Annotated in this window: 15 protein-coding genes; 2 read left to right on the top strand and 13 right to left on the bottom strand. The window is 73.5% G+C overall.

Annotation, left to right across the window (positions count from 1 at the left end; translation table 11 throughout):
• Positions 1-99: 99 nt before the first annotated feature.
• The 5 genes from ilvC to ACSUPT_RS21340 all read right to left on the bottom strand — a co-directional run bounded on the left by ilvC (position 100) and on the right by ACSUPT_RS21340 (position 8,129).
• Positions 100-1,101, bottom strand: coding sequence for a ketol-acid reductoisomerase (gene ilvC, locus ACSUPT_RS21360; protein ID WP_361658618.1), 1,002 nt, complete (start codon positions 1,099-1,101; stop codon positions 100-102).
• Positions 1,102-1,185: 84 nt separating this feature from the next.
• Complete coding sequence (ilvN, locus tag ACSUPT_RS21355; RefSeq protein ID WP_071263920.1) at positions 1,186-1,710, bottom strand: acetolactate synthase small subunit; 525 nt, start codon at positions 1,708-1,710, stop codon at positions 1,186-1,188.
• Between the two features lie 22 nt (positions 1,711-1,732).
• The gene (locus ACSUPT_RS21350) at positions 1,733-3,586 is read right to left on the bottom strand and encodes an acetolactate synthase large subunit (protein ID WP_361658616.1); all 1,854 of its coding nucleotides are present in this window, start codon (positions 3,584-3,586) and stop codon (positions 1,733-1,735) included.
• A 243-nt stretch (positions 3,587-3,829) separates the two neighbouring features.
• Positions 3,830-6,727 carry a putative bifunctional diguanylate cyclase/phosphodiesterase gene (locus ACSUPT_RS21345; RefSeq protein WP_351966773.1) on the bottom strand — a complete coding sequence of 966 codons (2,898 nt, stop codon included), beginning with the start codon at positions 6,725-6,727 and terminating at the stop codon, positions 3,830-3,832.
• A gap of 436 nt (positions 6,728-7,163) precedes the next feature.
• On the bottom strand, positions 7,164-8,129 hold the full coding sequence (locus ACSUPT_RS21340; RefSeq protein WP_351966774.1) for a 2-hydroxyacid dehydrogenase: 966 nt from the start codon (positions 8,127-8,129) through the stop codon (positions 7,164-7,166).
• Between the two features lie 73 nt (positions 8,130-8,202).
• Here ACSUPT_RS21340 and ACSUPT_RS21335 point away from each other — a divergent pair, with 73 nt between their 5' ends.
• Together ACSUPT_RS21335 and ACSUPT_RS21330 are read left to right on the top strand one after the other, a co-directional pair.
• Positions 8,203-9,213: an aldo/keto reductase gene (locus ACSUPT_RS21335; protein WP_351966775.1), complete on the top strand. Its 1,011-nt coding sequence runs from the start codon at positions 8,203-8,205 to the stop codon at positions 9,211-9,213.
• Between the two features lie 247 nt (positions 9,214-9,460).
• Positions 9,461-10,621 carry a PQQ-dependent sugar dehydrogenase gene (locus ACSUPT_RS21330; protein WP_365727056.1) on the top strand — a complete coding sequence of 387 codons (1,161 nt, stop codon included), beginning with the start codon at positions 9,461-9,463 and terminating at the stop codon, positions 10,619-10,621.
• Between the two features lie 7 nt (positions 10,622-10,628).
• Here ACSUPT_RS21330 and ACSUPT_RS21325 read toward each other — a convergent pair whose 3' ends face one another.
• The 8 genes from ACSUPT_RS21325 to ACSUPT_RS21290 all read right to left on the bottom strand — a co-directional run bounded on the left by ACSUPT_RS21325 (position 10,629) and on the right by ACSUPT_RS21290 (position 22,784).
• Positions 10,629-13,691, bottom strand: a complete 3,063-nt coding sequence (locus ACSUPT_RS21325) for a helix-turn-helix transcriptional regulator (protein ID WP_436945290.1) — start codon at positions 13,689-13,691, stop codon at positions 10,629-10,631.
• 14 nt (positions 13,692-13,705) lie between these two features.
• On the bottom strand, positions 13,706-13,900 hold the full coding sequence (locus ACSUPT_RS21320) for a hypothetical protein (RefSeq protein WP_351966777.1): 195 nt from the start codon (positions 13,898-13,900) through the stop codon (positions 13,706-13,708).
• Between the two features lie 210 nt (positions 13,901-14,110).
• Positions 14,111-16,312: an MMPL family transporter gene (locus ACSUPT_RS21315; RefSeq protein WP_351966778.1), complete on the bottom strand. Its 2,202-nt coding sequence runs from the start codon at positions 16,310-16,312 to the stop codon at positions 14,111-14,113.
• Positions 16,313-16,603: 291 nt separating this feature from the next.
• Complete coding sequence (gene gatB, locus ACSUPT_RS21310) at positions 16,604-18,118, bottom strand: Asp-tRNA(Asn)/Glu-tRNA(Gln) amidotransferase subunit GatB (RefSeq protein WP_351966779.1); 1,515 nt, start codon at positions 18,116-18,118, stop codon at positions 16,604-16,606.
• A gap of 17 nt (positions 18,119-18,135) precedes the next feature.
• Positions 18,136-18,375, bottom strand: coding sequence for a hypothetical protein (locus ACSUPT_RS21305; RefSeq protein WP_351966780.1), 240 nt, complete (start codon positions 18,373-18,375; stop codon positions 18,136-18,138).
• Positions 18,376-18,647: 272 nt separating this feature from the next.
• The gene (gatA, locus tag ACSUPT_RS21300) at positions 18,648-20,147 is read right to left on the bottom strand and encodes an Asp-tRNA(Asn)/Glu-tRNA(Gln) amidotransferase subunit GatA (protein WP_399219845.1); all 1,500 of its coding nucleotides are present in this window, start codon (positions 20,145-20,147) and stop codon (positions 18,648-18,650) included.
• A gap of 5 nt (positions 20,148-20,152) precedes the next feature.
• Positions 20,153-20,449 carry an Asp-tRNA(Asn)/Glu-tRNA(Gln) amidotransferase subunit GatC gene (gene gatC / locus ACSUPT_RS21295; RefSeq protein WP_351966781.1) on the bottom strand — a complete coding sequence of 99 codons (297 nt, stop codon included), beginning with the start codon at positions 20,447-20,449 and terminating at the stop codon, positions 20,153-20,155.
• A 166-nt stretch (positions 20,450-20,615) separates the two neighbouring features.
• On the bottom strand, positions 20,616-22,784 hold the full coding sequence (locus ACSUPT_RS21290) for a putative bifunctional diguanylate cyclase/phosphodiesterase (RefSeq protein ID WP_351966782.1): 2,169 nt from the start codon (positions 22,782-22,784) through the stop codon (positions 20,616-20,618).
• Positions 22,785-22,792: the final 8 nt, after the last annotated feature.

Here is a 22,792-nt window from a genome sequence, read left to right as displayed (position 1 = left end):
AGGCTGGACGCCGTGGACAAGCCTTCGACGGGCGGGTACGGGCTGGCGGGCGCACGGCCGCGGGGCCGGGCGCGTCGCCCGGCCCCGCGGCCGCGAGGCTCACGCCTCGTCGTTGTCGACCCAGCTCATGAGCTTGCGCAGCTCCTTGCCGGTGGTCTCCAGCAGGTGCTCGGAGTCCTGGGTCTTGTACTCGTTGTACTTCTTCAGGCCGCCGTGGTACTCGTCCATCCAGTTCTTGGCGAACGTGCCGTCCTGGATCTCGCCGAGGACCTTCTTCATCTCGGCCTTGGTGGCGTCGGTGATGATGCGCGGGCCCGTGACGTAGTCGCCCCACTCGGCGGTCTCGGAGACCGACCAGCGCATCTTCTCCAGGCCGCCCTCGTACATGAGGTCGACGATCAGCTTCAGCTCGTGCAGGCACTCGAAGTAGGCGATCTCCGGCTGGTAGCCGGCCTCGACCAGGGTCTCGAAGCCCGCCTTCACCAGCGCGGAGGCGCCGCCGCAGAGCACGGCCTGCTCGCCGAACAGGTCGGTCTCGGTCTCCTCGGTGAAGGTCGTCTTGATGACGCCGGCGCGGGTGCCGCCGATGGCCTTGGCGTACGACAGGGCCAGCGCGAAGGCGTTGCCGGTGGCGTCCTGCTCGACGGCGGCGATCGCCGGGACGCCGCGGCCCTCCTCGTACTGGCGGCGGACCAGGTGGCCCGGGCCCTTGGGGGCGACGAGCGCGACGTCGACGCCGGCCGGGGGCTTGATGAAGCCGAAGCGGACGTTGAAGCCGTGGGCGAAGAACAGCGCGTCGCCGTCCTTCAGGTTGTCCTTGATGGAGTCCTCGTAGACCTGCGCCTGGATCGGGTCCGGGATCAGGATCATGATCACGTCGGCTTCGGCGGCGGCCTCCGCCGGGGTCACGACGCGCAGGCCCTGCTCCTCGGCCTTCGCCTTGGACTTGGAGCCCTCGTGCAGACCGACGCGGACGTCGACACCGGAGTCGCGGAGCGACAGCGCGTGGGCGTGGCCCTGGCTGCCGTAGCCGATCACCGCGACCTTGCGGCCCTGGATGATGGACAGGTCGGCGTCGTCGTCGTAGAACAGCTCGGCCACTGGGTTTCTCCTTGGGTTTTCTGGTGGTGCGTCCCACCGTACGGCGGGGAGGGAAGGGGATGTCGGGGGGTCTCGGTACGCGGACTACGCCGAGCGGTCGAGAGCGCGCAGCGACCGGTCCGTGATGGAGCGGGCACCGCGCCCTATGGCGATCGTGCCGGACTGGACGAGCTCCTTGATGCCGAACTGCTCCAGCATCTTGAGCATCGCCTCGAGCTTGTCACTCGATCCGGTGGCCTCGATGGTCACCGCCTCGGGCGAGACGTCGACGGTCTTGGCGCGGAACAGCTGGACGATCTCGACGATCTGGGAGCGGGTCTCGTTGTCGGCGCGGACCTTCACCAGGACGAGCTCGCGCTGGATCGCGGCGCCGGGCTCGAGTTCGACGATCTTCAGGACGTTGACCAGCTTGTTGAGCTGCTTGGTCACCTGCTCCAGCGGCAGGTCCTCGACATTGACCACGATGGTGATGCGGGAGATGTCGGGGTGCTCGGTGACGCCGACGGCGAGCGAGTCGATGTTGAAGCCGCGGCGGGAGAAGAGGGCGGCGATCCGGGCCAGGATGCCGGGGGTGTTCTCCACCAGGACGGAGAGCGTGTGCTTGGACATGGGTGGTGGACTCAGCTCTCTCTCAGTCGTCTTCGCTGTCGCCGAAGTCGGGGCGGACGCCGCGGGCGGCCATGACCTCGTCGTTGGAGGTGCCGGCGGCGACCATCGGCCACACCTGGGCGTCCTCGTGGACGATGAAGTCGATGACGACGGGGCGGTCGTTGATGGCGTTGGCCTCGGCGATGACCTTGTCCAGGTCGTCGGGGCTCTCGCAGCGCATCGCGACGCAGCCCATCGCCTCGGACAGCTTCACGAAGTCCGGGATGCGGGTGCCGGCGCTCGACTCCTTGCCGGTGGCGTCGGGGCCGGAGTGCAGGACGGTGTTGGAGTAGCGCTGGTTGTAGAACAGCGTCTGCCACTGGCGGACCATGCCGAGGGCGCCGTTGTTGATGATGGCGACCTTGATCGGGATGTTGTTCAGCGCGCAGGTGACCAGTTCCTGGTTGGTCATCTGGAAGCAGCCGTCGCCGTCGATGGCCCACACCGTGCGGTCCGGGGCGCCGGCCTTGGCGCCCATGGCGGCCGGGACGGCGTAGCCCATGGTGCCCGCGCCGCCGGAGTTGAGCCAGGTGGCGGGCTGGTCGTAGTCGATGAAGTGGGCGGCCCACATCTGGTGCTGGCCGACACCGGCGGCGAAGATGGTGCCCTCCGGGGCCAGTTGGCCGATGCGCTGGATGACCTGCTGCGGGGCGAGGCTGCCGTCCTCGGGCTGGTCGTAGCCGAGGGGGTAGGTCTCGCGCCAGCGGTTGAGGTCCTTCCACCAGGCGCTGTAGTCGCCGGTGTGGCCGGCGGTGTGCTCGGCCTGGACGGCCTGGACCAGGTCGGCGATGACCTCGCGGGCGTCACCGACGATCGGCACGTCGGCGGCGCGGTTCTTGCCGATCTCGGCCGGGTCGATGTCGGCGTGGACGACCTTGGCGTACGGGGCGAAGCTGTCCAGCTTGCCGGTGACGCGGTCGTCGAAGCGGGCGCCCAGCGCGACGATCAGGTCGGCCTTCTGCAGGGCGGTGACGGCGGTGACGGAGCCGTGCATGCCGGGCATGCCGACGTGCTGCGGGTGGGTGTCGGGGAAGGCGCCCAGGGCCATCAGGGTGGTGGTGACGGGGGCGCCGGTCAGCTCGGCGAGGACCTTCAGCTCGGCGGTGGCGCCGGCCTTGAGGACGCCGCCGCCGACGTACAGGACGGGGCGCTTGGCCGAGGTGATCAGCTTGGCGGCCTCGCGGATCTGCTTGGCGTGCGGCTTGGTGACCGGGCGGTAGCCGGGCAGGTCCGTCTGCGGGGGCCAGCTGAAGGTGGTCTTCGCCTGCAGGGCGTCCTTGGCGATGTCGACGAGGACGGGGCCGGGGCGGCCGGTGGAGGCGATGTGGAAGGCCTCGGCGATGGTCCGGGGGATGTCCTCGGCCTTGGTGACCAGGAAGTTGTGCTTGGTGATCGGCATGGTGATGCCGCAGATGTCGGCTTCCTGGAAGGCGTCGGTGCCGATGGCCTTGGAGGAGACCTGGCCGGTGATCGCGACCAGCGGGACGGAGTCCATGTGGGCGTCGGCGATCGGGGTGACCAGGTTGGTGGCGCCGGGGCCCGAGGTGGCCATGCAGACGCCCACCTTGCCGGTGGCCTGGGCGTAGCCGGTCGCGGCGTGGCCGGCGCCCTGCTCGTGGCGGACCAGGATGTGGCGGACCCGCTGCGAGTCCATCATCGGGTCGTAGGCGGGCAGGATCGCGCCGCCGGGGATGCCGAATACCGTCTCGGCCCCGACTTCCTCGAGCGAGCGGATCAGGGACTGGGCTCCCGTGACGTGCTCAACGGTGGCGGCGGGCTGTCCGCCGGAACGGGGCCGTGGCTGCGGGTGGTGGGCCCCGGTGGCCTGCTCGGTCATCGACTGTCTCTTCTCGAAGCTGAGGGTTTTGACGAGAGTTTTTCGGCGGGTCTGTCGGTGTCTGTCAGGGTGTGTCGCGACGCCCCGGTGCAACAAAAAACCCCTCGTGCCGTGAGGCAAGCGAGGGGAGCGCGCCGGTGGGAGTCCGCAGGGCCATGGTGGACCTGCTCAGCCGACGCGCTTTCCAAGTACGAGAATTCGGGTGCGCATGGCACTGACCCTCCACCCGGCGCACTGTCAGTGTCAAGTGGGTGGGACGCGCGTCTCATTATGTGAGCGCATGGAGGGAAGCGAACGAGACGGGAGGACCTGGGCGGGGACCGCGCCACCGCTCAGCACGGGCAGCGGGACCTTGCCGGGGACGGGGTAGGCGTCGCGCGCCAGGGCGCGGCGGAGCCGGTGCTCGTCCAGCGGCCCGGAGAAGGCCGTCCCCTGGGCGTGGGTGCAGCCCATGGCCCGCAGGGCGCGGACCTGCTCCGGTACGTCGACGCCCTCGGCGACGGACTTCAGGCCGAGGTCGCCGGCGATCCTGAGGAGCCCGCCGGTGATCTTGTGGAGCCGGGCGGACTCGACCACGCCCTCCACGAGGCCGCGGTCCAGTTTCAGTATGTCGACCGGGAGCCTGCGCAGCGCGTTGATCGCGGCGTACCCGCTGCCGAAGCCGTCGAGGGCGATGCGGACGCCGAGGCGGCGCAGGGCGACGAGCCGCTGCTCCAGCTCCTCGAAGGAGAGGCGGGGGTCGCTGTCGGCGAGCTCCACGACGAGGGCGCCGGCGGGCAGGCCGTGCCGGGTGAGCAGCGCCTCGACCGTGCCGAGCGGTACGGACCGGTCGAGGAGGCGGCGGGCCGGTACGCGGACGGAGACGGGGGTGCGGTGGCCGTGGCGGTGGCGTTCGGCCGCCTGGGCGATGGCCTCCTCCAGCATCCAGCGGCTGAGCTCGGCGGAGCGCTCCCCCGCGTCGTCCGTGACCCGCAGGAACTCGGCGGGGGTGAACAGGATGCCCTGGGCGGAGCGCCAGCGGGGCTGCGCGGCGACGGCGGCGACCTGCCCGGTGGCCAGGTCCACGACCGGCTGGTGGAGCAGGGCGAACTCGCCGTCGTGCAGCGCCGTGCGCAGCCGGGTGGCCAGCTCGGTGCGGCGGACGACCTCGGCCTGCATCTGGGGGGCGTACAGCTCGACGCGGTTCTTGCCGCCGGCCTTGGCGCGGTACATCGCGAGGTCGGCGTTGCGCAGCAGTTCCCCGGCGGTGATGCCGGGCTCGGCGAAGGCGACGCCGATGGACGCGGCGACGCGGACCTCGGTGCCCTCGACCTCGTACGGCTGGGAGAGCGTGAGGCGGAGGCGGTCGGCGATCTCGTGGATCTGGAACTCGCGGGCGGCGGGGTCCTGGCCGGCGTCGCCGGTGATGAGCGCGGCGAACTCGTCGCCGCCGAGGCGGGCGGCGGTGTCCCCGGCCCGTACGGACTCCTGGAGGCGGCGGGCGGCGTGGACGAGCAGCTCGTCGCCTGCCTGGTGGCCGAGGCGGTCGTTGACGCCCTTGAAGCCGTCGAGGTCGATGAAGAGCACGGCCGTGCCCGAGTCGCCGGAGCGGCGGCCGCCGAGGGCCTGGCGGACCCGCCGGGTGAACAGGGCGCGGTTGGGCAGGTCGGTCAGCGGGTCGTGCTCGGCGCTGTGCTGGAGCTGCGCCTGGAGGCGGACCCTCTCGGTGACGTCGCGGCTGTTGAAGATCAGGCCGCCCTCGTGGCGGTTGACGGTGGACTCGACGTTGAGCCAGTCGCCCGTGCCGGACCTGAACCGGCACTCGATGCGGGTGGTGGGCTCGTCGGACGGCGGGGCGGCGAGGAACCTGCGCACCTCGTGGACGACGCCGCCGAGGTCGTCGGGGTGGATGAGCGCGGACAGCTCCGTGCCCATCAGCTCCTCGGCGTCCCGCCCGTACACCCCGGACGCGGCGGGGCTGACGTAGCGCAGGACGCCGTCGGGGTCGGCGATCATGATGACGTCGCTGGAGCTCTGGACCAGGGACCGGAAGTGGTTCTCCTTCTGGGCCAGTTCCTGGGCGAGCGCGATGTTCTCCAGGAGCATGATGCCCTGCCGGACGACGAGGGCGAGGACGACCGTGCAGCCGGTGAAGACGACGAAGCGGTCCACGCGGCGGCCTTCGACGAAGAAGTACAGGATGCTGAGGGTGCACACCCCGGCCGCGAGGTACGGCGTGAGCGCGGCGAGCGAGCCGGCGATGCGGCGCGGGTGGCGCTGCTGGCGCTGGCCGCGCCGGCCGTGCTCCGGGGGCGGCTGCACGGCCGGCCTGCGCACCCCCCAGGGGGCGTACGCGAGGAGCAGGGAGCCGGCGAACCAGCCCGCGTCGAGGAGCTGCCCGGAGCGGTAGGTGTCCCGCAGCAGCGGGGAGGTGAACAGGGCGTCGCACAGCACCGTGAGGGCGAGGGCGGCGATGGCGGTGTTGACCGCGGGGCGGCTGCCCTTGGCGCGGTTGCCCCGCGAGCGGCGGAAGTGCAGGGCGAGGACCATGCTCACGAGGACGATGTCGAGCAGCGGGTAGGCCAGGGAGAGGGCGGCGCGGGCGACGCTCTCGTCGTCGAAGCGGGCCGTGTGCGCCAGGGCGAGGCTCCACGAGAGCGTGAGCAGCGAGCCGGCGATGAGCCAGGAGTCCAGTGCGAGGCAGACCCACTCGGCGCGGTTGACGGGGCGCTTGGCGAGGACGAGCAGTCCGACGATGGCCGGCGGCGCGAAGAGCAGGAAGAACACGTCGGCGAGCGAGGGGTGCGGCACGGGCCGGTCGAGCACGACCTCGTACCAGCCCCAGACGGCGTTGCCGCAGGCGGCCATGGCGGAGGAGAGCGCGAACAGCAGCCAGGCGGGGCGGTACGGGTTGCCGTGCGCGCGGCCGTAGCGGAAGCAGGAGACGGCGGCGACCAGGGCGGCGGCGCTGAGCCCGAAGTCGCCCATGATCAGTGACAGTTCCTCGGAGCCCCAGCCGAACAGCGCTCCCGTGGCGTACCCGCCGCACAGGAGGGCCAGGAGGAGCTGCCCGCGGGTGCCGCCCGCACCGCCGCCGGGCGGTTCGCAGGGGGCGCCTTCGGCGACCGCGGCGCGGTCGATGACGAGGCCGGGGGCGCTCATCGGAATGCTCCCGTCCGGAGGATCTCCGTCCGGAAAGGATCGGTCGGGAGGGGTCCGGCCGGGAAGGCCCGGTCGCCCCGCCGCTTCGGATCGTCGCTGTTTCGACCGCGCATCGCCCGTCGCCCCCCTCGGATTCTGATCGGCAATCACGTCGGCATCACGTCTTCCCCGGCGCTGGTTCTTCTGCTCGACGTGCCCCCAAGTCGTGACGATACACCAGGATCGTCACTCAGGGACAGGGGCTCTATACGCTCCGTAACGATCAAGTCGGCTATACATACGCACTGCGCCCGAATCGTTCCGGAGGGTATCCGTCCGGACGTCCCTGCCGCAGGCAAAGCGCGGCGGTACATACCATCGGGGCGAAAGCCCGGGGAACGTGCCGCGGACAGCGGGCCCCGGGCACGGTGCGCGGGACCCGCGGAAACGGCTGGATCTAGCCGGTCGTCAGCACGACGTTGCGCAGTGGTTCCCCGGCGGCGAACCGGGTGACCTGCTCGGCGATCAGCCGCTTGGCTCGGGGCATGAACGCCGAGGTGGAGCCGCCGACATGGGGGCTGATCAGCACGCCCGGCGCATGCCACAGGGGGTGCCCGGCGGGCAGCGGCTCGGGGTCGGTGACGTCCAGGGCGGCGGTGATGCGGCCGCTCTCGACCTCCGCGAGCAGGGCCTTGGTGTCCACGACGGGGCCGCGGGCCACGTTGACGAGCAGGGCGCCGTCCTTCATGCGGGCCAGGAACCCGGCGTCGGCGAGGTGGCGGGTGTCCTCGGTGAGCGGGGTCGACAGGATCACCACGTCCGCCTCGGGCAGGAGTTCGCGCAGATCGGTGAACGCGTGCACGGGACCGCGCCCGGTGGTGCGGGCGGAGCGCGCGACGCGCACGACCCGCGCGCACTCGAAGGGCGCGAGCCGGTCCTCGATCGCCGCGCCGATGGAGCCGTACCCGACGATCAGCACCGACTTGTCGGCGAGCGCCGGATAGAAGCCGGCCCGCCACTCCTCGCGGTCCTGGCCGCGCACGAATCCGGGGATGTCCCGCAGCGACGCCAGCACCAGCGCGAGGGTCATCTCCGCCGTGCTGGCCTCGTGGACGCCCCGCGCGTTGCACAGCGCCACCCCGGGGCGCACGTCGGGAAGGCCGGGAGTGACGTGGTCGACGCCCGCGGAGAGGGTCTGGACGACCTCCAGGGAGGACATCGCGGCGAGCGGGCGCACCGCGATCTCCATGCCCTTCATGTACGGGACGACGTAGAAGGCGCAGCGGGCCGGGTCGGCGGGGAAGTCGGTGAGGCCGTCCCAGAGGCGGTAGGCGAGTCCGGTCGCCGCCGGGTCGGGCAGGCCGTCGATCTCGTCGGCGGGGATGGGCAGCCACACATCGGCGGTCACGTCAGCAGCAGTCATGCCAGGAGGCTAAGCGAAGGAAACGGCTCGCCATTGGTTAGTTTTGGTGGGCTGCACAGGGAGGTACGGGGAGTTGGAGCGCAGGACACTCGGGGCCACCGGGCTCGATGTGGGGGCGGTCGGCCTCGGCTGCATGCCGATGAGCTGGGCGTACAGCACCTCGCAGCAGCGCGGCGACCGCTCGCTGCGCACCGTGCACGCCGCGCTCGACGCGGGGGTGAGCCTCCTCGACACCGCCGACATGTACGGGCCGTTCACCAACGAGCTGCTGCTGGGCCGGGTGCTCAAGGAGCGGCGCGCGGACGCGTTCGTGTCGACCAAGTGCGGGCTGCTGGTGGGCGACGGGCACATCGTGGCCAACGGGCGGCCCTCGTATGTGCGCCGGGCGTGCGACGCCTCGCTGCGGCGGCTCCAGACCGATGTGATCGACCTGTACCAGCTGCACCGGGCCGACCCTGAGGTGCCGGTCGAGGAGACCTGGGGCGCGATGGCGGAGCTCGTGACCGCCGGGAAGGTGCGCGCGCTGGGGTGGTGCGCCATCGGCGTGCGGGGCGCGCGGCGCACCGGTTCGTACGACTTGTACGACGGAACGATTCGTCAGCTGGAGCGGGTGCAGCAGGTGTTCCCGGTGAGCGCGGTGCAGGCCGAGCTGTCCGTGTGGTCGCCGGAGGCCCTGGAGCGGCTGCTGCCGTGGTGCGCGGCGCGCGGGGTGGGGTTCCTCGCCGCGATGCCGCTCGGCAACGGCTTCCTGACGGGCACGCTGACGCCGGGCGGCGGCTTCGAGCCGGACGACCCGCGGGCCCGGCACCCGCGCTTCACCGCCGAGATGATGGCCGCGAACCAGCCACTGGTCGCCGGGTTGCGGCGGGTGGCCGAACGGCACGGGGGCGCGGCGGCCGGGGTGACCCCGGCGCAGGTGGCGCTGGCCTGGACGCTGGCGCAGGGCCGGCACGTGGTGCCCGTGCCGGGGACGAAGCGGGAGTGCTGGGCGGTGGAGAACGCGCGGGCGGCCGGGCTGGCGCTCACGGCGCGGGACCTGGCGGAGATCGCCGCCCTGCCGCCCGCGCGCGGCTCCTGGGACTGAGGGGGCGGCGAGGGCCCGGCCCCGGACGCGGGCCTGCGGCCTGTACGGCGCGGCCCACGGGGACGTACCGCGGCGGCCGGGCCCTGCGCGGGCACGGGCCCACGGGACGTACGGCGGCGGCCGGGGGCCTACGGCGGCGCGAGGCGCGGGTGACGGGGCCGTACGGGTGGGGTGCAAGCCCTAGGCTGGACCGGACGGGCTCCACTTCGCCGCCGGGGAAGGAACGAAGAACGTGCGACGTCCCGCTGTGACGGCCGTGTCGGCCGCTGCCGCTCTGCTGCTGGCGACCGGGTGTTCGGCGGCCGGGGGGAACGGCCCCGCGGGCCCCGCGACGGGCACGCCGGCCCGCTCCGCCGCGTCCGCCCCGGCGTCGGCCGCGCCCTCGCCGTCCCCGTCCCCGTCCGCCCCGCCCGCGAAGGGCTCCGTGCGGGTCGTGTCGACGGTCGCGCAGGGCCTCAAGTCGCCCTGGGGGCTGGCCCCGCTGCCCGGCGGCGACCTGCTGGTCTCCTCCCGCGACGAGGGCACCCTCACGCGCGTGGACGCGGAGACCGGCGAACTGACCGTGCTGGGCGAGGTGCCGGGTGTGGCGCCCGGCGGCGAGGGCGGGCTGCTGGGCATCGCCCTGTCCCCGGCGTTCGCCGAGGACCACCTCGTCTACGCGTACTTCACCACCGAGTCCGACAACCGCATCGCCCGCATGCTGTACGACGAGAGCCGGCCCGCCGGGCAGCAGCTCGGCGCGCCGGACACGGTCCTGCGGGGCATCCCCAAGGGCGTCGTCCACAACGGCGGGCGCATCGCGTTCGGGCCCGACGGGATGCTGTACGCGGGCACCGGCGACACGGGCGACACGGGCCTGGCTCAGGACAAGGCGTCGCTGGGCGGCAAGATCCTTCGGATGACCCCGGACGGGCAGCCCGTGCACGGCAACCCCGCCGCGGACTCGGTCGTCTACTCGTACGGGCACCGCAATGTGCAGGGCCTCGCGTGGGACGCGCGCAAGCGGCTGTGGGCGGCCGAGTTCGGGCAGAACACCTGGGACGAGCTCAACCTGATCGAGCCGGACGGCAACTACGGCTGGCCGGAGGCGGAGGGCAGGGGCGGCGGCGCCGGGTTCACCGAGCCGGTCGCGCAGTGGCCGGTGGCGGACGCGTCGCCGAGCGGCATCGCCGTCGTGCGCGGCTCGGTGTGGATGGCCGCGCTGCGCGGCGAGCGGCTGTGGCGGGTGCCGCTGGCGGGCGACAAGCCGTCGTCGGCGCCGCAGGCGTTCCTGGAGGGCGAGTACGGCCGGCTGCGCACCGTCGTCGCGGCCGGCGGCGACCGGCTGTGGCTGGTCACCAGCGAGACGGACACGCGCGGCACCCCGGAGGCGGGTGACGACCGCATCCTGCTGCTGGAGGTGGGGTAGCCGGCCGTCAGCGGGCCTCCTGCGGGGCGTCGAGCAGCCGGAGCCGGTGCGCCAGGGCGGCCGCCTCCGTACGGCTGGAGGCGCCCAGCTTCGCCAGGATGCGCGACACGTGGACGCTCGCCGTCTTCGGGGAGATGAACAGCTCCTCGGCGATGGCCCGGTTCGTACGCCCCCGCGCGACCAGCCGCAGCACGTCCCGCTCCCGGCCGGTCAGCCCGAAGGCGGGCCCGGGCGCGGGCGGCGCGGCGGGCTCGCCCGGGTCGAGCGACAACCGGGCGCGGGCCGCCAGCAGTTCCGCGTCCTCCCGCAAGGCGCGCGCGCCCAGCCGGACGGCCACCGCGCGGGCCTCCCGCAGCGCCTCCGCCGCCTCGTCCCGGTCCCGGCCGCCCGCCAGCAGGGCGTCCGCCAGCCGGTACCGGGCGCGGGCCAGCTCGTAGGGCCGCTGGAGCCGCTCCAGGGCGGCCACCAGCGCCGCCCACCGGTCCGGGTCGTCCCGGCCCTCGGCGCGGGCCAGCTCCGCCGCGACGAACTCCGCGTACGCCTCCCACAGCGGGACCGGCGCGGCGAGCGTCCGGGCCCCGTCCCGCACCGTCCGCACGGCCCGTTCCGCTTCCGCGTCGCCCACGACTCCCCTCGGGTCGGCTGGCCGGGCGTCGGCCTCCGCGGTGGCCGCCGCCAGCAGCAGCGGCCAGGCGTACCGGTGCGTGCCCGCCGGGAAGCCGTCGGCCACCGCCCCGGCCAGCAGTTCCCGTACCTCCCCGGTCCGGCCGCGCGCCGCGGCGACCGTCAGCTCCAGGCGGGTCAGCGGCAGCGTGAACTGCGGCATCGGCGCGTGGGCGCCGAGCAGTTCGCGGGCGCGTGCCGTGTGCGCGGCCGCCGCGTCGGTCTCGCCGCGCAGGATGTGCAGCTGGGCGAGGCGCAGCAGGGCGAAACCGCGCGGCTTGGACGAGGCGGCGGCGAGGCGCAGCAGCCGCTGCGCGCCCCGCTCGGCCTCCTCCCACAGGCCGAGCGACAGCTGCGCCTCGGCGAGGTTGCCCAGCACCCACGCCTCGTTGTCCAGCAGGCCGTGCTCGCGCGTGTAGGCGATCCCGGCCTCGGCGACCTCGACGGCCTCGCGGGACCTGCCGACGGATTCCAGGGTGGACGACAGGTTGGTGTGCGCGCGGCCCGCCTCCCCGATCAGGCGCAGCTCCACGGTCCGTTCGCGCACGGCGCGCATCTCGGCGAGGCCGCCCTCGACGTCGCCCGCGTCGACCATGAGGCTGCCGAGGGTGAGCCGGGCGTTCAGCTCGACCGGTTCGACGCCGACGAGGCGCGCGTACTCGACGGCCCGCTCGGCGGCGGTGAGGCTGTCGGGGCCGGGCGCGTGCAGCATGCCCCAGCCGGCGGCGACGGCGAGGACCTGGGCGTGCACGGCCGACGGCGGCAGGCCCCGCACCAGTTCCTGCGCGGTGGCCAGCTCCGCCCAGCCGTCGCCGCGCCCCAGATTGGTGACGAGCCGGGACCGCTCGGTCCAGAACCAGGCGGCCCGCAGCGGGTCGTCGCCGTCCGCCAGGAGCCGCAGCGCCCGTTTGACGATGGTCAGCGCCCGCTCCCGGTCGCCGCACTGGCGGGCGGCCACGGCGGCCTCGGCGAGGAGGTCCAGATAGCGCAGCGGGGTCGTGTCCGGGTCGCAGCCGCACGCCGGATACGCCTCGGCGTGGTCGATGGGGCGCACCGTGTCCCGTACGTCGCGGGGCACGTCGTCCCACAGCTCCATGGCCCGCTCCAGCAGCCGCAGCCGTTCGGCGTGGGCGTGGCGGCGGCGGGCCTCGGCGGCGGCCCGCAGCACGACGGGGAGCGCCTTCGCGGCGTCGTGCGCGTGGTACCAGTAGCCGGCGAGGCGGGTGGTGCGCTCGTCGGCCCGTACGAGGGAGGGGTCGGCCTCCAGGGCCTGCGCGTAGCGGCGGTTGATGCGGGAGCGTTCGCCGGGCAGCAGGTCGTCGCTGACGGCCTCGCGGACCAGCGAGTGGCGGAAGCGGTAGCCGTCGCCGTCGGGCACGGCGAGGAGGATGTTCGCGCCGACGGCGGCCCGCAGGGCGGCGATGAGGTCGTCCTCGGGGAGTCCGGCGACGGCGGCGAGCAGCGCGTACTCGACGGTGGAGCCGCCCTCGGCGACGGTCCTCACGACGTTCTGGGCGTCATCGGGGAGCCGTTCGACGCGGACGAGGAGCAGGTCGCGCAGGGAGTCGCTGAGGCCGCCCGGGGAGCAGCCCTGCTCGTGGCTGACGACGAGTTCCTCCACGAAGAAGGCGTTGCCGTCGGAGCGGCGGAAGATCTCGTCCACCAGCGCGGGGTCCGGTTCGGCCGCGAGGATGCCGGTGAGCTGGCGGTGGACCTCCGCGCGGGTGAAGCGGGGCAGTTCGACGCGGCGCACGGTGCGCAGCCGGTCGATCTCGGCCAGCAGGGGGCGCAGGGCGTGGCGGCGGTGGATGTCGTCGGAGCGGTAGGTGGCGAGGACGACGAGGCGCCCGCCTGCGAGGGTGCGCAGGAGGTAGGCGAGGAGGTGCCGGGTGGAGGTGTCCGCCCAGTGCAGGTCCTCCAGCACGAGGACGACGGTGTGGTCGGCGGCGACGCGTTCCAGGAGGCGTACGGCCAGCTCGAAGAGGCGGGCGGTGCCGTCGTCGGCGTGCGGCTCGTGGTGGCCGTGCGGATCGCCCAGCTCGGGCAGGAGGCGGGCCAGTTCGCCCTCCTGCCCCTCGGCCGCGGCGGCGAACGCGTCGGGCAGGGCGCGGCGCAGGGCCCGCAGGGCGGTGGCGAACGGGGCGAAGGGCAGCCCGTCGGCGCCGATCTCGACGCAGCCCCCGACGGCGACGGCGGCACCGCGCCGGCGCGCCTCGCCGAGGAACTCCTCGACGAGGCGCGTCTTGCCGACGCCCGCCTCGCCCGCGACGAGCAGCGCGCGGGGCTCGCCCTCGGCGGCGCGGGTCAGGGCGTCGGTGAGCGCGGTCAGTTCGGCGGTCCGGCCGACGAACACGGGGCTGAGCGACGTGATCTCCACGCCGCCGAGGATCGCACAGGTGTACGCCATCGGGGGCGGCCGTCTCAGGCGGCGCGGGCGAACCGGCGCCGTTCACCGCCCACCCGCCGTCCGGGCGCGTCGCCGTCGGAGCCGCGCGCGGGGCGGCCCGTGCGCCGCGCGGCGCGTGCGCGGCGGGCGAGGCGTTCGGCGTCGGCCTGCCGGACCAGTTCGGCGTGGCGGGCGGCGTGGTGGGCGGCGAGGGCGTCGTACGGGAACATCGCGGTCTCCCTGGAGGGTCGGGACCCGGTCCTTCCGGGCTGCTCCGACTCTCCTCCAGCAGGGGGTGCCCGCACATCGGGTAAGTGCCGCATCCCCACGGCGGGAGACGCCTTACGCCCCGCCCCCGAGGGCCTTACGCGGCGGGCCGGCCGGCCGCACGGGCTTACCCGCCCGCGGCAGGACCGTCACGGTGCTCCCCCGCCGCGGGGCTACGGTACGAGCTCGCCCTCGCCGCTCGCGCGCTGCCCGGGGAACTCCGTGCGGCCGGGTCCGCGGCACTCCGGGGCCTCGATGCTGATGCGCGGCAGCCAGCGGTCCAGGGAGCGCGGCAGCCACCAGTTGGCGCCGCCGAGCAGGTGCATCAGGGCGGGGACGAGCAGGGTGCGCAGGACGAACGCGTCCAGCGCGACGGCGGCGGCCAGTCCGATGCCGAACATGGCGATGACGCGGTCCCCGGAGAGGACGAACGCCAGGAACACGGCGATCATGATGACGGCGGCCGAGTTGATCACGCGGCTGGTCTCGGCGAGGCCGACCCGGACCGCGCGCCGGTTGTCACCGGTCTCCAGCCACTCCTCGTACATCCGGCTCACCAGGAACACCTGGTAGTCCATGGACAGGCCGAACAGCACGGAGACGGCGATCACCGGCAGGAACGGTTCGATGGGCCCGGCGCGGCCCAGGCCGAGCAGTTCGCTGCCCCAGCCCCACTGGAAGACCGCCACGACGATCCCGAACGCCGAGGCGACGGCGGCGACGTTCATCGCGGCCGCCTTCAACGGGATGCCGATGGACCGGAACGCCAGCAGGAGCAGCAGGCAGCCGAGCGCGATGACGACGCCGACGAACAGCGGCAGCTTGCCGACGATGACCTGGGCGAAGTCGTCGTACGCGGCGGTGATGCCGCCCACGTGGACGTCGAGGGAGCTGCCGCTCTCCGCGGCGGGCAGCACATCGGCGCGCAGCCGCTCGACCAGTTCGCTGGTCCGCTGCGACTGGGGCGCGGAGTCCGGTACGACGGTGACGACGGCGGTCCCGCCGCCCCCGCTGTAAGTGACGGGGCCGACCGACTCGACGCCCGGCGTGCCGGCGAGCTGGGCGGGCAGCCGCTCCACGGCGAGCCGGTCGCCCGCGCCGCCGAGTTCGGCGACGAGGGTCAGCGGGCCGTTGACGCCAGGGCCGAAGCCGTCGGCGAGCAGGTCGTACGCCTGGCGGGTGGTGGCCGTGGCGGGGTCGTTGCCCTGGTCGGACGTGCCCAGGCGCAGCGAGAGCGTCGGCAGGGCGAGGACCAGCATCACGACGGCGGCGACGGCGCCCAGCTTCTTGGGGTGCCGCTCCACGAACGCGGACCAGCGGGCGGCGAACCCGGTGGGCAGCTCCGGCTCGGGGCCGTGCTCGGCGAGGCGGCGGCGCTCGCGGCGGGACAGGGCCCGCATGCCGATGAGGGACAGCAGCGCGGGCAGCAGCGTGACCGACGCGGCGACGGTGAGCACGACGGTGAGCGAGGCGGCGACGGCGACGCCGTTGAGGAAGCTCAGCCGCAGGATGAGCATGCCGAGCAGGGCGATGCAGACGGTGGCGCCCGCGAAGACGACGGCGCGGCCGGTCGTGGCGACGGCGTTGCGCGCGGCCTCGGCGACGTCCAGACCGCGTTTGAGGCCCTTGCGGTGGCGGGTGACGATGAACAGCGCGTAGTCGATGCCGACGCCGAGGCCGATGAGCAGGCCGAGCATCGGCGCGAAGTCGGCGACGGTCATGACATGGCCGAGCAGTGCTATGCCGGAGTAGGCGGTGCCGACCCCGACGAGGGCCGTGGCGATGGGCAGGACGCTCGCCGCGAGGGAGCCGAAGGCGAGGAAGAGGACGACCGCCGCGACGGCGACGCCGACGATCTCCGCCGTGTGGGAGCCGCCGCCCTGGGGGACGGCGGCGACGGTGCCGCCGACCTCCACCTGGAGGCCGTCGCCCGATGCGGCGCGCGCGGTGTCCACGAGGGCCCGCGCCTGCGCCTCGGGGATGTCGTCGGCGAGCCGGTCGAAGGTGACGGTGGCGTAGCCGGTGCGGCCGTCGTCGCTGATCTGCGCGGGGCCGGACGGCGGGGTGACCGCCGCGACCCCGGGGAGGTCCTCGACCCGGTCGAGCATGGCGGTGACCCGCTGCTCGACGGCGGCGCCCCGTACGTCGCCGTGCTCGCTGTGCCAGACGATGGTGCCGCTGTCGCCGCCCCGGCCGGGGAACGCCTCCTGGAGCACCGCCGTGGCGCGGCCGGACTCGGTGCCGGGGACCTCGTAGTCGTTCGAGTACGCGGAACCGGCGACCCCGGCGGCCACCGTGACTCCGCAGAGCGCGGCGAGCCACAGCAGTACGGTGACGAGTCGGTGGCGCACGCACCACCGGGCGATCGCTGCCAAGGGCTTCGCTCCCAGATCCGGGGGGTCCTGGTCCGGTACCGGGAACCTCCCGGAGGACACATGACCGCATGGGGAACAACTCTCGCAGCGAAAAGAGATCGTTTGCCCGTTTCGTGGGTTTAGTCACAGCACCTGGAGTACACGGCGGCGGCAGTGACGGGCGGGCGGCGCCATCAGGACGCGGGGCGCGGCGGGGCGCCGGCGCGTGAGGCGCTGTGCCGGGGCGCGGGAACGCCAAGGGCGGCGCACCGGTCTCGGTGCGCCGCCCTCGTACGGCGGGTGGGGCGTGACTCAGCCCTCGCTGACGCCCAGCTTCTCCAGGATCAGCTCCCGGACCCGGGCCGCGTCGGCCTGGCCGCGCGTCGCCTTCATGACCGCGCCGACCAGCGCGCCCGCCGCGGCGACCTTGCCGCCGCGGATCTTGTCGGCGATGGCCGCGTTGGCCGCGATGGCCTCGTCCACGGCGGCGCCCAGCGCTCCCTCGTCGGAGACGACCTTGAGGCCGCGCTTGTCGACGACGGTGTCCGGGTCGCCCTCGCCCGCGAGGACGCCCTCGATGACCTGGCGGGCCAGCTTGTCGTTGAGGTCGCCGGAGGTCACCAGCTCCGTCACCCGGGCGACCTGCGCCGGGGTGATGGCCAGCCCCTCCAGGGACGTGCCGGTCTCGTTGGCGTGCCGGGACAGCTCGCCCATCCACCACTTGCGGGCCTGGTCGGCCGGGGCGCCCGCGTCGATCGTGGCGACGATCAGGTCGAGCGCGCCGGCGTTGAGGATGGCCTGCATGTCCAGAGCGGAGACGCCCCACTCCTCGCGCAGCCGGTTGCGGCGCACGCGCGGCAGCTCGGGCAGCCCGGCGCGGATCTCCTCGACCCACTCGCGGCTCGGCGCGACGGGCACGAGGTCCGGCTCGGGGAAGTAGCGGTAGTCCTCCGCCTCCTCCTTGACCCGGCCGGACGTCGTGGAACCGTCGTCCTCGTGGAAGTGGCGGGTCTCCTGGACGATCGTGCCACCGCCGATGAGCACCGCGGCGTGCCGGCGGACCTCGTAGCGGACGGCCCGCTCGACGGACCGGAGCGAGTTGACGTTCTTGGTCTCGCTGCGGGTGCCGAACTTCTCCGTGCCGATGGGACGCAGCGACAGGTTGACGTCGCAGCGCATCTGGCCCATCTCCATGCGGGCCTCGGAGACACCGAGGGCGCGGATGAGGGCGCGCAGCTCGGCGACGTACGCCTTGGCGACCTCGGGGGCGCGGTCGCCGGCGCCGACGATCGGCTTGGTGACGATCTCGATCAGCGGGATGCCGGCGCGGTTGTAGTCCAGCAGCGAGTGGGACGCGCCGTGGATACGGCCGGTGGCGCCGCCGACGTGCGTCGACTTGCCCGTGTCCTCCTCCATGTGGGCGCGCTCGATCTCCACGCGGAAGACCTCGCCGTCCTCCAGCTGGACGTCCAGGTAGCCGTTGAAGGCGATCGGCTCGTCGTACTGGGAGGTCTGGAAGTTCTTCGGCATGTCCGGATAGAAGTAGTTCTTCCGGGCGAAGCGGCACCACTCGGCGATCTCGCAGTTCAGCGCGAGGCCGATCTTGATCGCGGACTCCACGCCCGTCGCGTTGACGACGGGCAGGGCGCCGGGCATGCCGAGGCAGACCGGGCAGGTCTGGGTGTTCGGTTCGGCGCCCAGCTCCGTGGAGCAGCCGCAGAACATCTTGGTCTTGGTGCCGAGTTCGACGTGCACCTCCAGGCCCATGACGGGCTCGAAGGTGGCGAGGGCGTCCTCGTACGACACCAGGTCAGTCGTGACGGTCACGGTGAAAACAATCCCTCTCAGCCGAACAGGACGTCGTCGTCACCGACGCGCTTCAGCTCGCGCACCAGGATGGCGAGTCCGGTCGCGATGGCGGCGGCGGACACGGCGGCGTCCAGCAGCAGCAGCGTGTCGCTCTCGGTGCGGGCCTTGCGGGCCTGCTTGACCACGCTGAGCACGCCGAACGCGGTGGTGCCGATCGACAGGTAGGTGCCCGCCCTCGACTTCTTGAAGCCCTTGGCCTTGGTCAGTGCGTTCACTGTGCTCCTCCGTTCGCTTCTCCGCCCACGCGGCGCAGAGGTGCGGCTTTCGTCGTCGTCTGCGGCCCGGAGGCCACGCGTGCGTCGCTCACAGTGCTCCTCCGTTCGCTTCTCCGCCCACGCGGCGCAGAGGTGCGGCTTTCGTCGTCGTCTGCGGCCCGGAGGCCACGCGTGCGTCGCTCACAGCGCTCCTCCGTTCGCTTCTCCGCCCACGCGGCGCAGAGGTGCGGCTTTCGTCGTCGTCTGCGGCCCGGAGGCCACGCGTGCGTCGCTCACAGCGAGGGAGCCTCCTCCAGCAGCGGGTGGCCCCAGCGTGCCACGAAGGCGGCCTCGACCGCGGCGCCCACCTTGTAGAGGCGGTCGTCCTTCAGGGCGGGAGCGATGATCTGCAGTCCGACCGGCAGGTTGTCCTCCGGCGCCAGGCCGCAGGGCAGCGACATGGCGGCGTTGCCCGCCAGGTTGGTCGGGATGGTGCACAGGTCGGCCAGGTACATCGCCATCGGGTCGTCGGCGCGCTCGCCGATCGGGAAGGCGGTGGTCGGGGTCGTCGGGGAGACGATCACGTCGACCTGCTCGAAGGCCTTCTCGAAGTCGCGCGTGATGAGCGTGCGGACCTTCTGCGCGGAGCCGTAGTACGCGTCGTAGTAGCCGGAGCTGAGCGCGTACGTGCCGAGCATGATGCGGCGCTTGACCTCGTCGCCGAAGCCGGCCTCGCGGGTCAGCGAGGTGACCTCCTCCGCCGAGCGCGTGCCGTCGTCGCCGGTCCGCAGGCCGTAGCGCAGGCCGTCGAAGCGGGCGAGGTTGGAGGAGCACTCGGAGGGCGCGATCAGGTAGTACGCGGAGAGCGCCAGGTCGAAGGAGGGGCAGTCCAGCTCGACGATCTCGGCGCCCAGCTCCTTCAGCAGCTCGACGGACTCGTCGAACCGCTGCACGACGCCGGCCTGGTAGCCCTCGCCGCGGAACTGCTTGACGACGCCGACGCGCATGCCCTGGACGCTGCCGTTGCGCGCGGCCTCGACGACCGGCGGGACGGGCGCGTCGATGGACGTGGAGTCCATCGGGTCGTGCCCGGCGATGACCTCGTGGAGGAGGGCCGCGTCGAGGACGGTGCGCGCGCAGGGGCCGCCCTGGTCGAGGGAGGACGAGAAGGCGACCATGCCGTAGCGGGAGACCGCGCCGTACGTCGGCTTGACGCCGACCGTGCCGGTGACGGCGGCGGGCTGGCGGATGGAGCCGCCGGTGTCCGTGCCGATGGCGAGCGGGGCCTCGTACGACGCGAGGGCGGCCGAGGAGCCGCCGCCGGAGCCGCCGGGGATGCGGGTGAGGTCCCACGGGTTGCCGGTGGGGCCGTAGGCGCTGTTCTCGGTGGAGGACCCCATGGCGAACTCGTCCATGTTGGTCTTGCCGAGGATGACCACGTCGGCGGCGCGCAGCCTGGCGACGAGCGTCGCGTCGTACGGCGGGATCCAGCCTTCGAGCATCTTCGAGCCGACGGTGGTCGGCATGTCGCGCGTGGTGAAGATGTCCTTCAGGGCGAGCGGGACGCCGGCGAGCGGGCCCAGTTCCTCGCCGCGCTCGCGCTTCTCGTCCACGGCGCGGGCCTGCGCGAGGGCGCCCTCGCGGTCGACGTGCAGGAAGGCGTGGACCTTCTCGTCCACCGCCTCGATGCGGGCGAGGTGCGCCTCGGTGACCTCGACGGCGGTGAGCTCGCCGGAGGCGATCTTCGCCGCGATCTCGGCGGCGGTGAGCTTGATGATGGTGCTGTCCGTCATGTCGGTCAGTCCTCCCCGAGGATCTGCGGCACCTTGAAACGCTGCTTCTCCTGGGCCGGGGCCCCGGAGAGCGCCTGCTCGGGGGTGAGCGACGGACGGACCTCGTCCGCGCGCATGACGTTGGTCAGCGGCAGCGGGTGGGAGGTCGGCGGAACGTCTTGGTCGGCGACCTCGGAGACGCGGGCGACCGCGCCGATGATGTCGTCGAGCTGGGCGGCGAAGTGGTCGACCTCTTCGTCCTTCAGCTCCAGACGCGCCAGCCGTGCGAGGTGGGCGACCTCCTCGCGCGTGATGCCAGGCATGCAGCGATCCTCAGGGGTGAGTGATTGGGTTTTGGCCCAATCCTATGGGTCGTGCCGCGATGCCCGTGAAACGGTTTGCCCCTCCGTCCGTACCTCTCCGTGCGACCGGGCGGCCGCAGGGGGCGGTCCGGCCCGGGGCGGCCGGCGCCCGGAGGGGCCGTCGGGTCTAGGTGACGGGGTGGCTGGACGGGTGGCCGGAGGGGTGGTCCGGGGAGTGGTCGGACGGGACGGGCGGGGCCGGCGGGGGCTGCGGGAGCGCCGCCGCGGGGCGCTGCCAGCCGTGCACGCCGCGGGCGCGGAGCCAGGCCGTCGTCTCGTGCGGCGGCATCGCCGCGGCGACCAGCCAGCCCTGGACGGCGTCGCAGCCCAGGTCGCGCAGGCGCTCCCAGGTCTCGTCGTCCTCGACGCCCTCGGCGACGACGAGGAGGCCCAGCGAGTGGGCGAGGTCGACGGTGCAGCGGACGATCTCCGCGTCCTCCGTGTCGACGGCGAGACGGGCGACGAACGAACGGTCGATCTTCAGTTCGCTGACGGGGAGGCGGCGCAGGTGGACGAGGGACGAGTAGCCGGTGCCGAAGTCGTCCAGGGACATCTTCACGCCGTGGCCGGTCAGCCCGGCGAGGGTGTCGGCGGCGCGCTGCGGGTCCTCCAGCAGGACATGCTCGGTGATCTCCAGCTGGAGGGCACCGGCGGGCACGCCGTGCCGGGCGAGGCGGGCCGCGACGGCTCCCGCGAAGCCGGGGCTGTGGACGTCGCGCGGCGAGACGTTCACCGCGACGGGCACCTCCAGGCCCTGGGCGCGCCAGCGGGCGACCTGGCCGAGCGCCGTCTCCAGGACGTACTCGGTGAGGTGCGGCATCAGGCCGGACGACTCGGCGATGGCGATGAACTCGTCCGGGGGGACGCGGCCGCGCTCCGGGTGGACCCAGCGGACCAGCGCCTCCAGGCCGGCGACATGGCCGTCGAAGCGGACCTTGGGCTGGTAGTGCAGCTCCACCTCGCCGGCGTCGAGGGCGCGGCGCAGGTCGCCGAGGAGGCCGAGCCGGTCGGGGGTGTTGGAGTCGCGCTTGGACTCGTACACCTCCACGCCCGTGCGGTCCCGCTTCGCCTGGTACATGGCGACGTCGGCGCGCTGGAGGAGCCCTTCGGCGTCCAGGGCGTGGTCGGGGAAGACGGCGACGCCCGCGCTGGCCTCCAGGACGAGCGTGAGCCCGTCGAGGTCGAGCGGCGACGACAGGTCGGCGGCGAGGTGGCGGGCGACGCGCTGGGCGCTGGTGGTGGAGTCGGTGGCCGGGAGCAGCACGGCGAACTCGTCGCCGCCGAGCCGGGCGGCCTCGGCGCCGCGCGGCAGGGCGAGGCGGAGCCGTTCGGCGATCTGGAGGAGCAGCCGGTCGCCGGCGAGATGGCCGAGGGTGTCGTTGACGGAGCGGAAGCGGTCGAGGTCGATCAGTACGAGGGCGGCGCGGCGGTTGTCCGCCTCGGCGGCCTCCAGGGCGGTCCAGGTGCGTTCGAGCAGCCACTGGCGGTTGGGGAGGCCGGTGAGCGGGTCGCGCAGCTGCTCCTCGGCGCGGGCCCGCGCGATCCAGAGGGTGGAGTCGAGGGCGATTAAAGGCACGGCGAACAGCGGGAGCAGGACCGGGAGGGAGACGGCGACGACGCAGATGAGCGGGGCGATGCCGAGCAGCGCGACGGCGACGAGCCCCTGGCGCAGCAGGGCGGTGCGGGCGGCGGTGGGTAGCCCGCCGCCCTGCGGGGCGAGCGTGTACCACAGGACGAGCCGGGTCACCACCAGGTACGTCCCGGCCGCGAGGGCGACTTCCGGTACGGCGGCGATCCCCCATTCGAGGGGCTGCCAGGGCCGTTCGACGGACGGCACGTCGCCGAAGGCGGCGAGGACGAGCGCGGCGGCGCCGATGCCGAGGACGTCGGCGGCGCCGTGCAGCAGGCCCTGCCGCCAGCGGTGGCGGCGGGCGGCGCCGACGAGGACGACGACGGCGAGGCTGACCAGCCCGGCGGGCACCCAGCCGTACAGCAGGAGCACGGCGAGGGTGAGGGCGGCGCCGGAGCCCGTGCCGCCCCACCAGCGGTCGCGGCCGAGGGCCACGAGGTGGCCCACGACGATGCCGGTGAGGACGGCGAGGGACCAGCCGGTCGTCCCACCGGGGAAGAGGGCGTGTCCGCCGTCGACGGCGCGGTAGAAGCCGGTGGCGAGCGCGATCGCCGCGAGGGTCACGACGACGGCGGGCAGTCTGGCGAGGAACTGCTCGCAGGCCGCCGTGTACCCCGCTCGCGTACGCGGTCGTGCGACCGGGTCGGCACTCTCGGTCGGTTTCATTCCGTCCC

It is taken from the genome of Streptomyces sp. SudanB25_2051 (genome assembly GCF_964272635.1).
In the GTDB taxonomy this organism is placed as follows: domain Bacteria; phylum Actinomycetota; class Actinomycetes; order Streptomycetales; family Streptomycetaceae; genus Streptomyces.
This window is presented reverse-complemented; position numbering and strand designations above follow the sequence as displayed.

What these genes read in the sequence shown, in the direction of transcription:
- gatC (WP_351966781.1), bottom strand. Translation starts at nt 20,449, where the DNA reads ATGCCTGGCATCACGCGCGAGGAGGTCGCCCACCTCGCACGGCTGGCG.
- gatA (WP_399219845.1), bottom strand. Translation starts at nt 20,147, where the DNA reads ATGACGGACAGCACCATCATCAAGCTCACCGCCGCCGAGATCGCGGCG.
- ACSUPT_RS21320 (WP_351966777.1), bottom strand. Translation starts at nt 13,900, where the DNA reads ATGTTCCCGTACGACGCCCTCGCCGCCCACCACGCCGCCCGCCACGCC.
- ACSUPT_RS21340 (WP_351966774.1), bottom strand. Translation starts at nt 8,129, where the DNA reads ATGACTGCTGCTGACGTGACCGCCGATGTGTGGCTGCCCATCCCCGCC.
- ACSUPT_RS21350 (WP_361658616.1), bottom strand. Translation starts at nt 3,586, where the DNA reads ATGACCGAGCAGGCCACCGGGGCCCACCACCCGCAGCCACGGCCCCGT.
- ACSUPT_RS21325 (WP_436945290.1), bottom strand. Translation starts at nt 13,691, where the DNA reads ATGGCGTACACCTGTGCGATCCTCGGCGGCGTGGAGATCACGTCGCTC.
- ACSUPT_RS21345 (WP_351966773.1), bottom strand. Translation starts at nt 6,727, where the DNA reads ATGAGCGCCCCCGGCCTCGTCATCGACCGCGCCGCGGTCGCCGAAGGC.
- ACSUPT_RS21290 (WP_351966782.1), bottom strand. Translation starts at nt 22,784, where the DNA reads ATGAAACCGACCGAGAGTGCCGACCCGGTCGCACGACCGCGTACGCGA.
- ilvN (WP_071263920.1), bottom strand. Translation starts at nt 1,710, where the DNA reads ATGTCCAAGCACACGCTCTCCGTCCTGGTGGAGAACACCCCCGGCATC.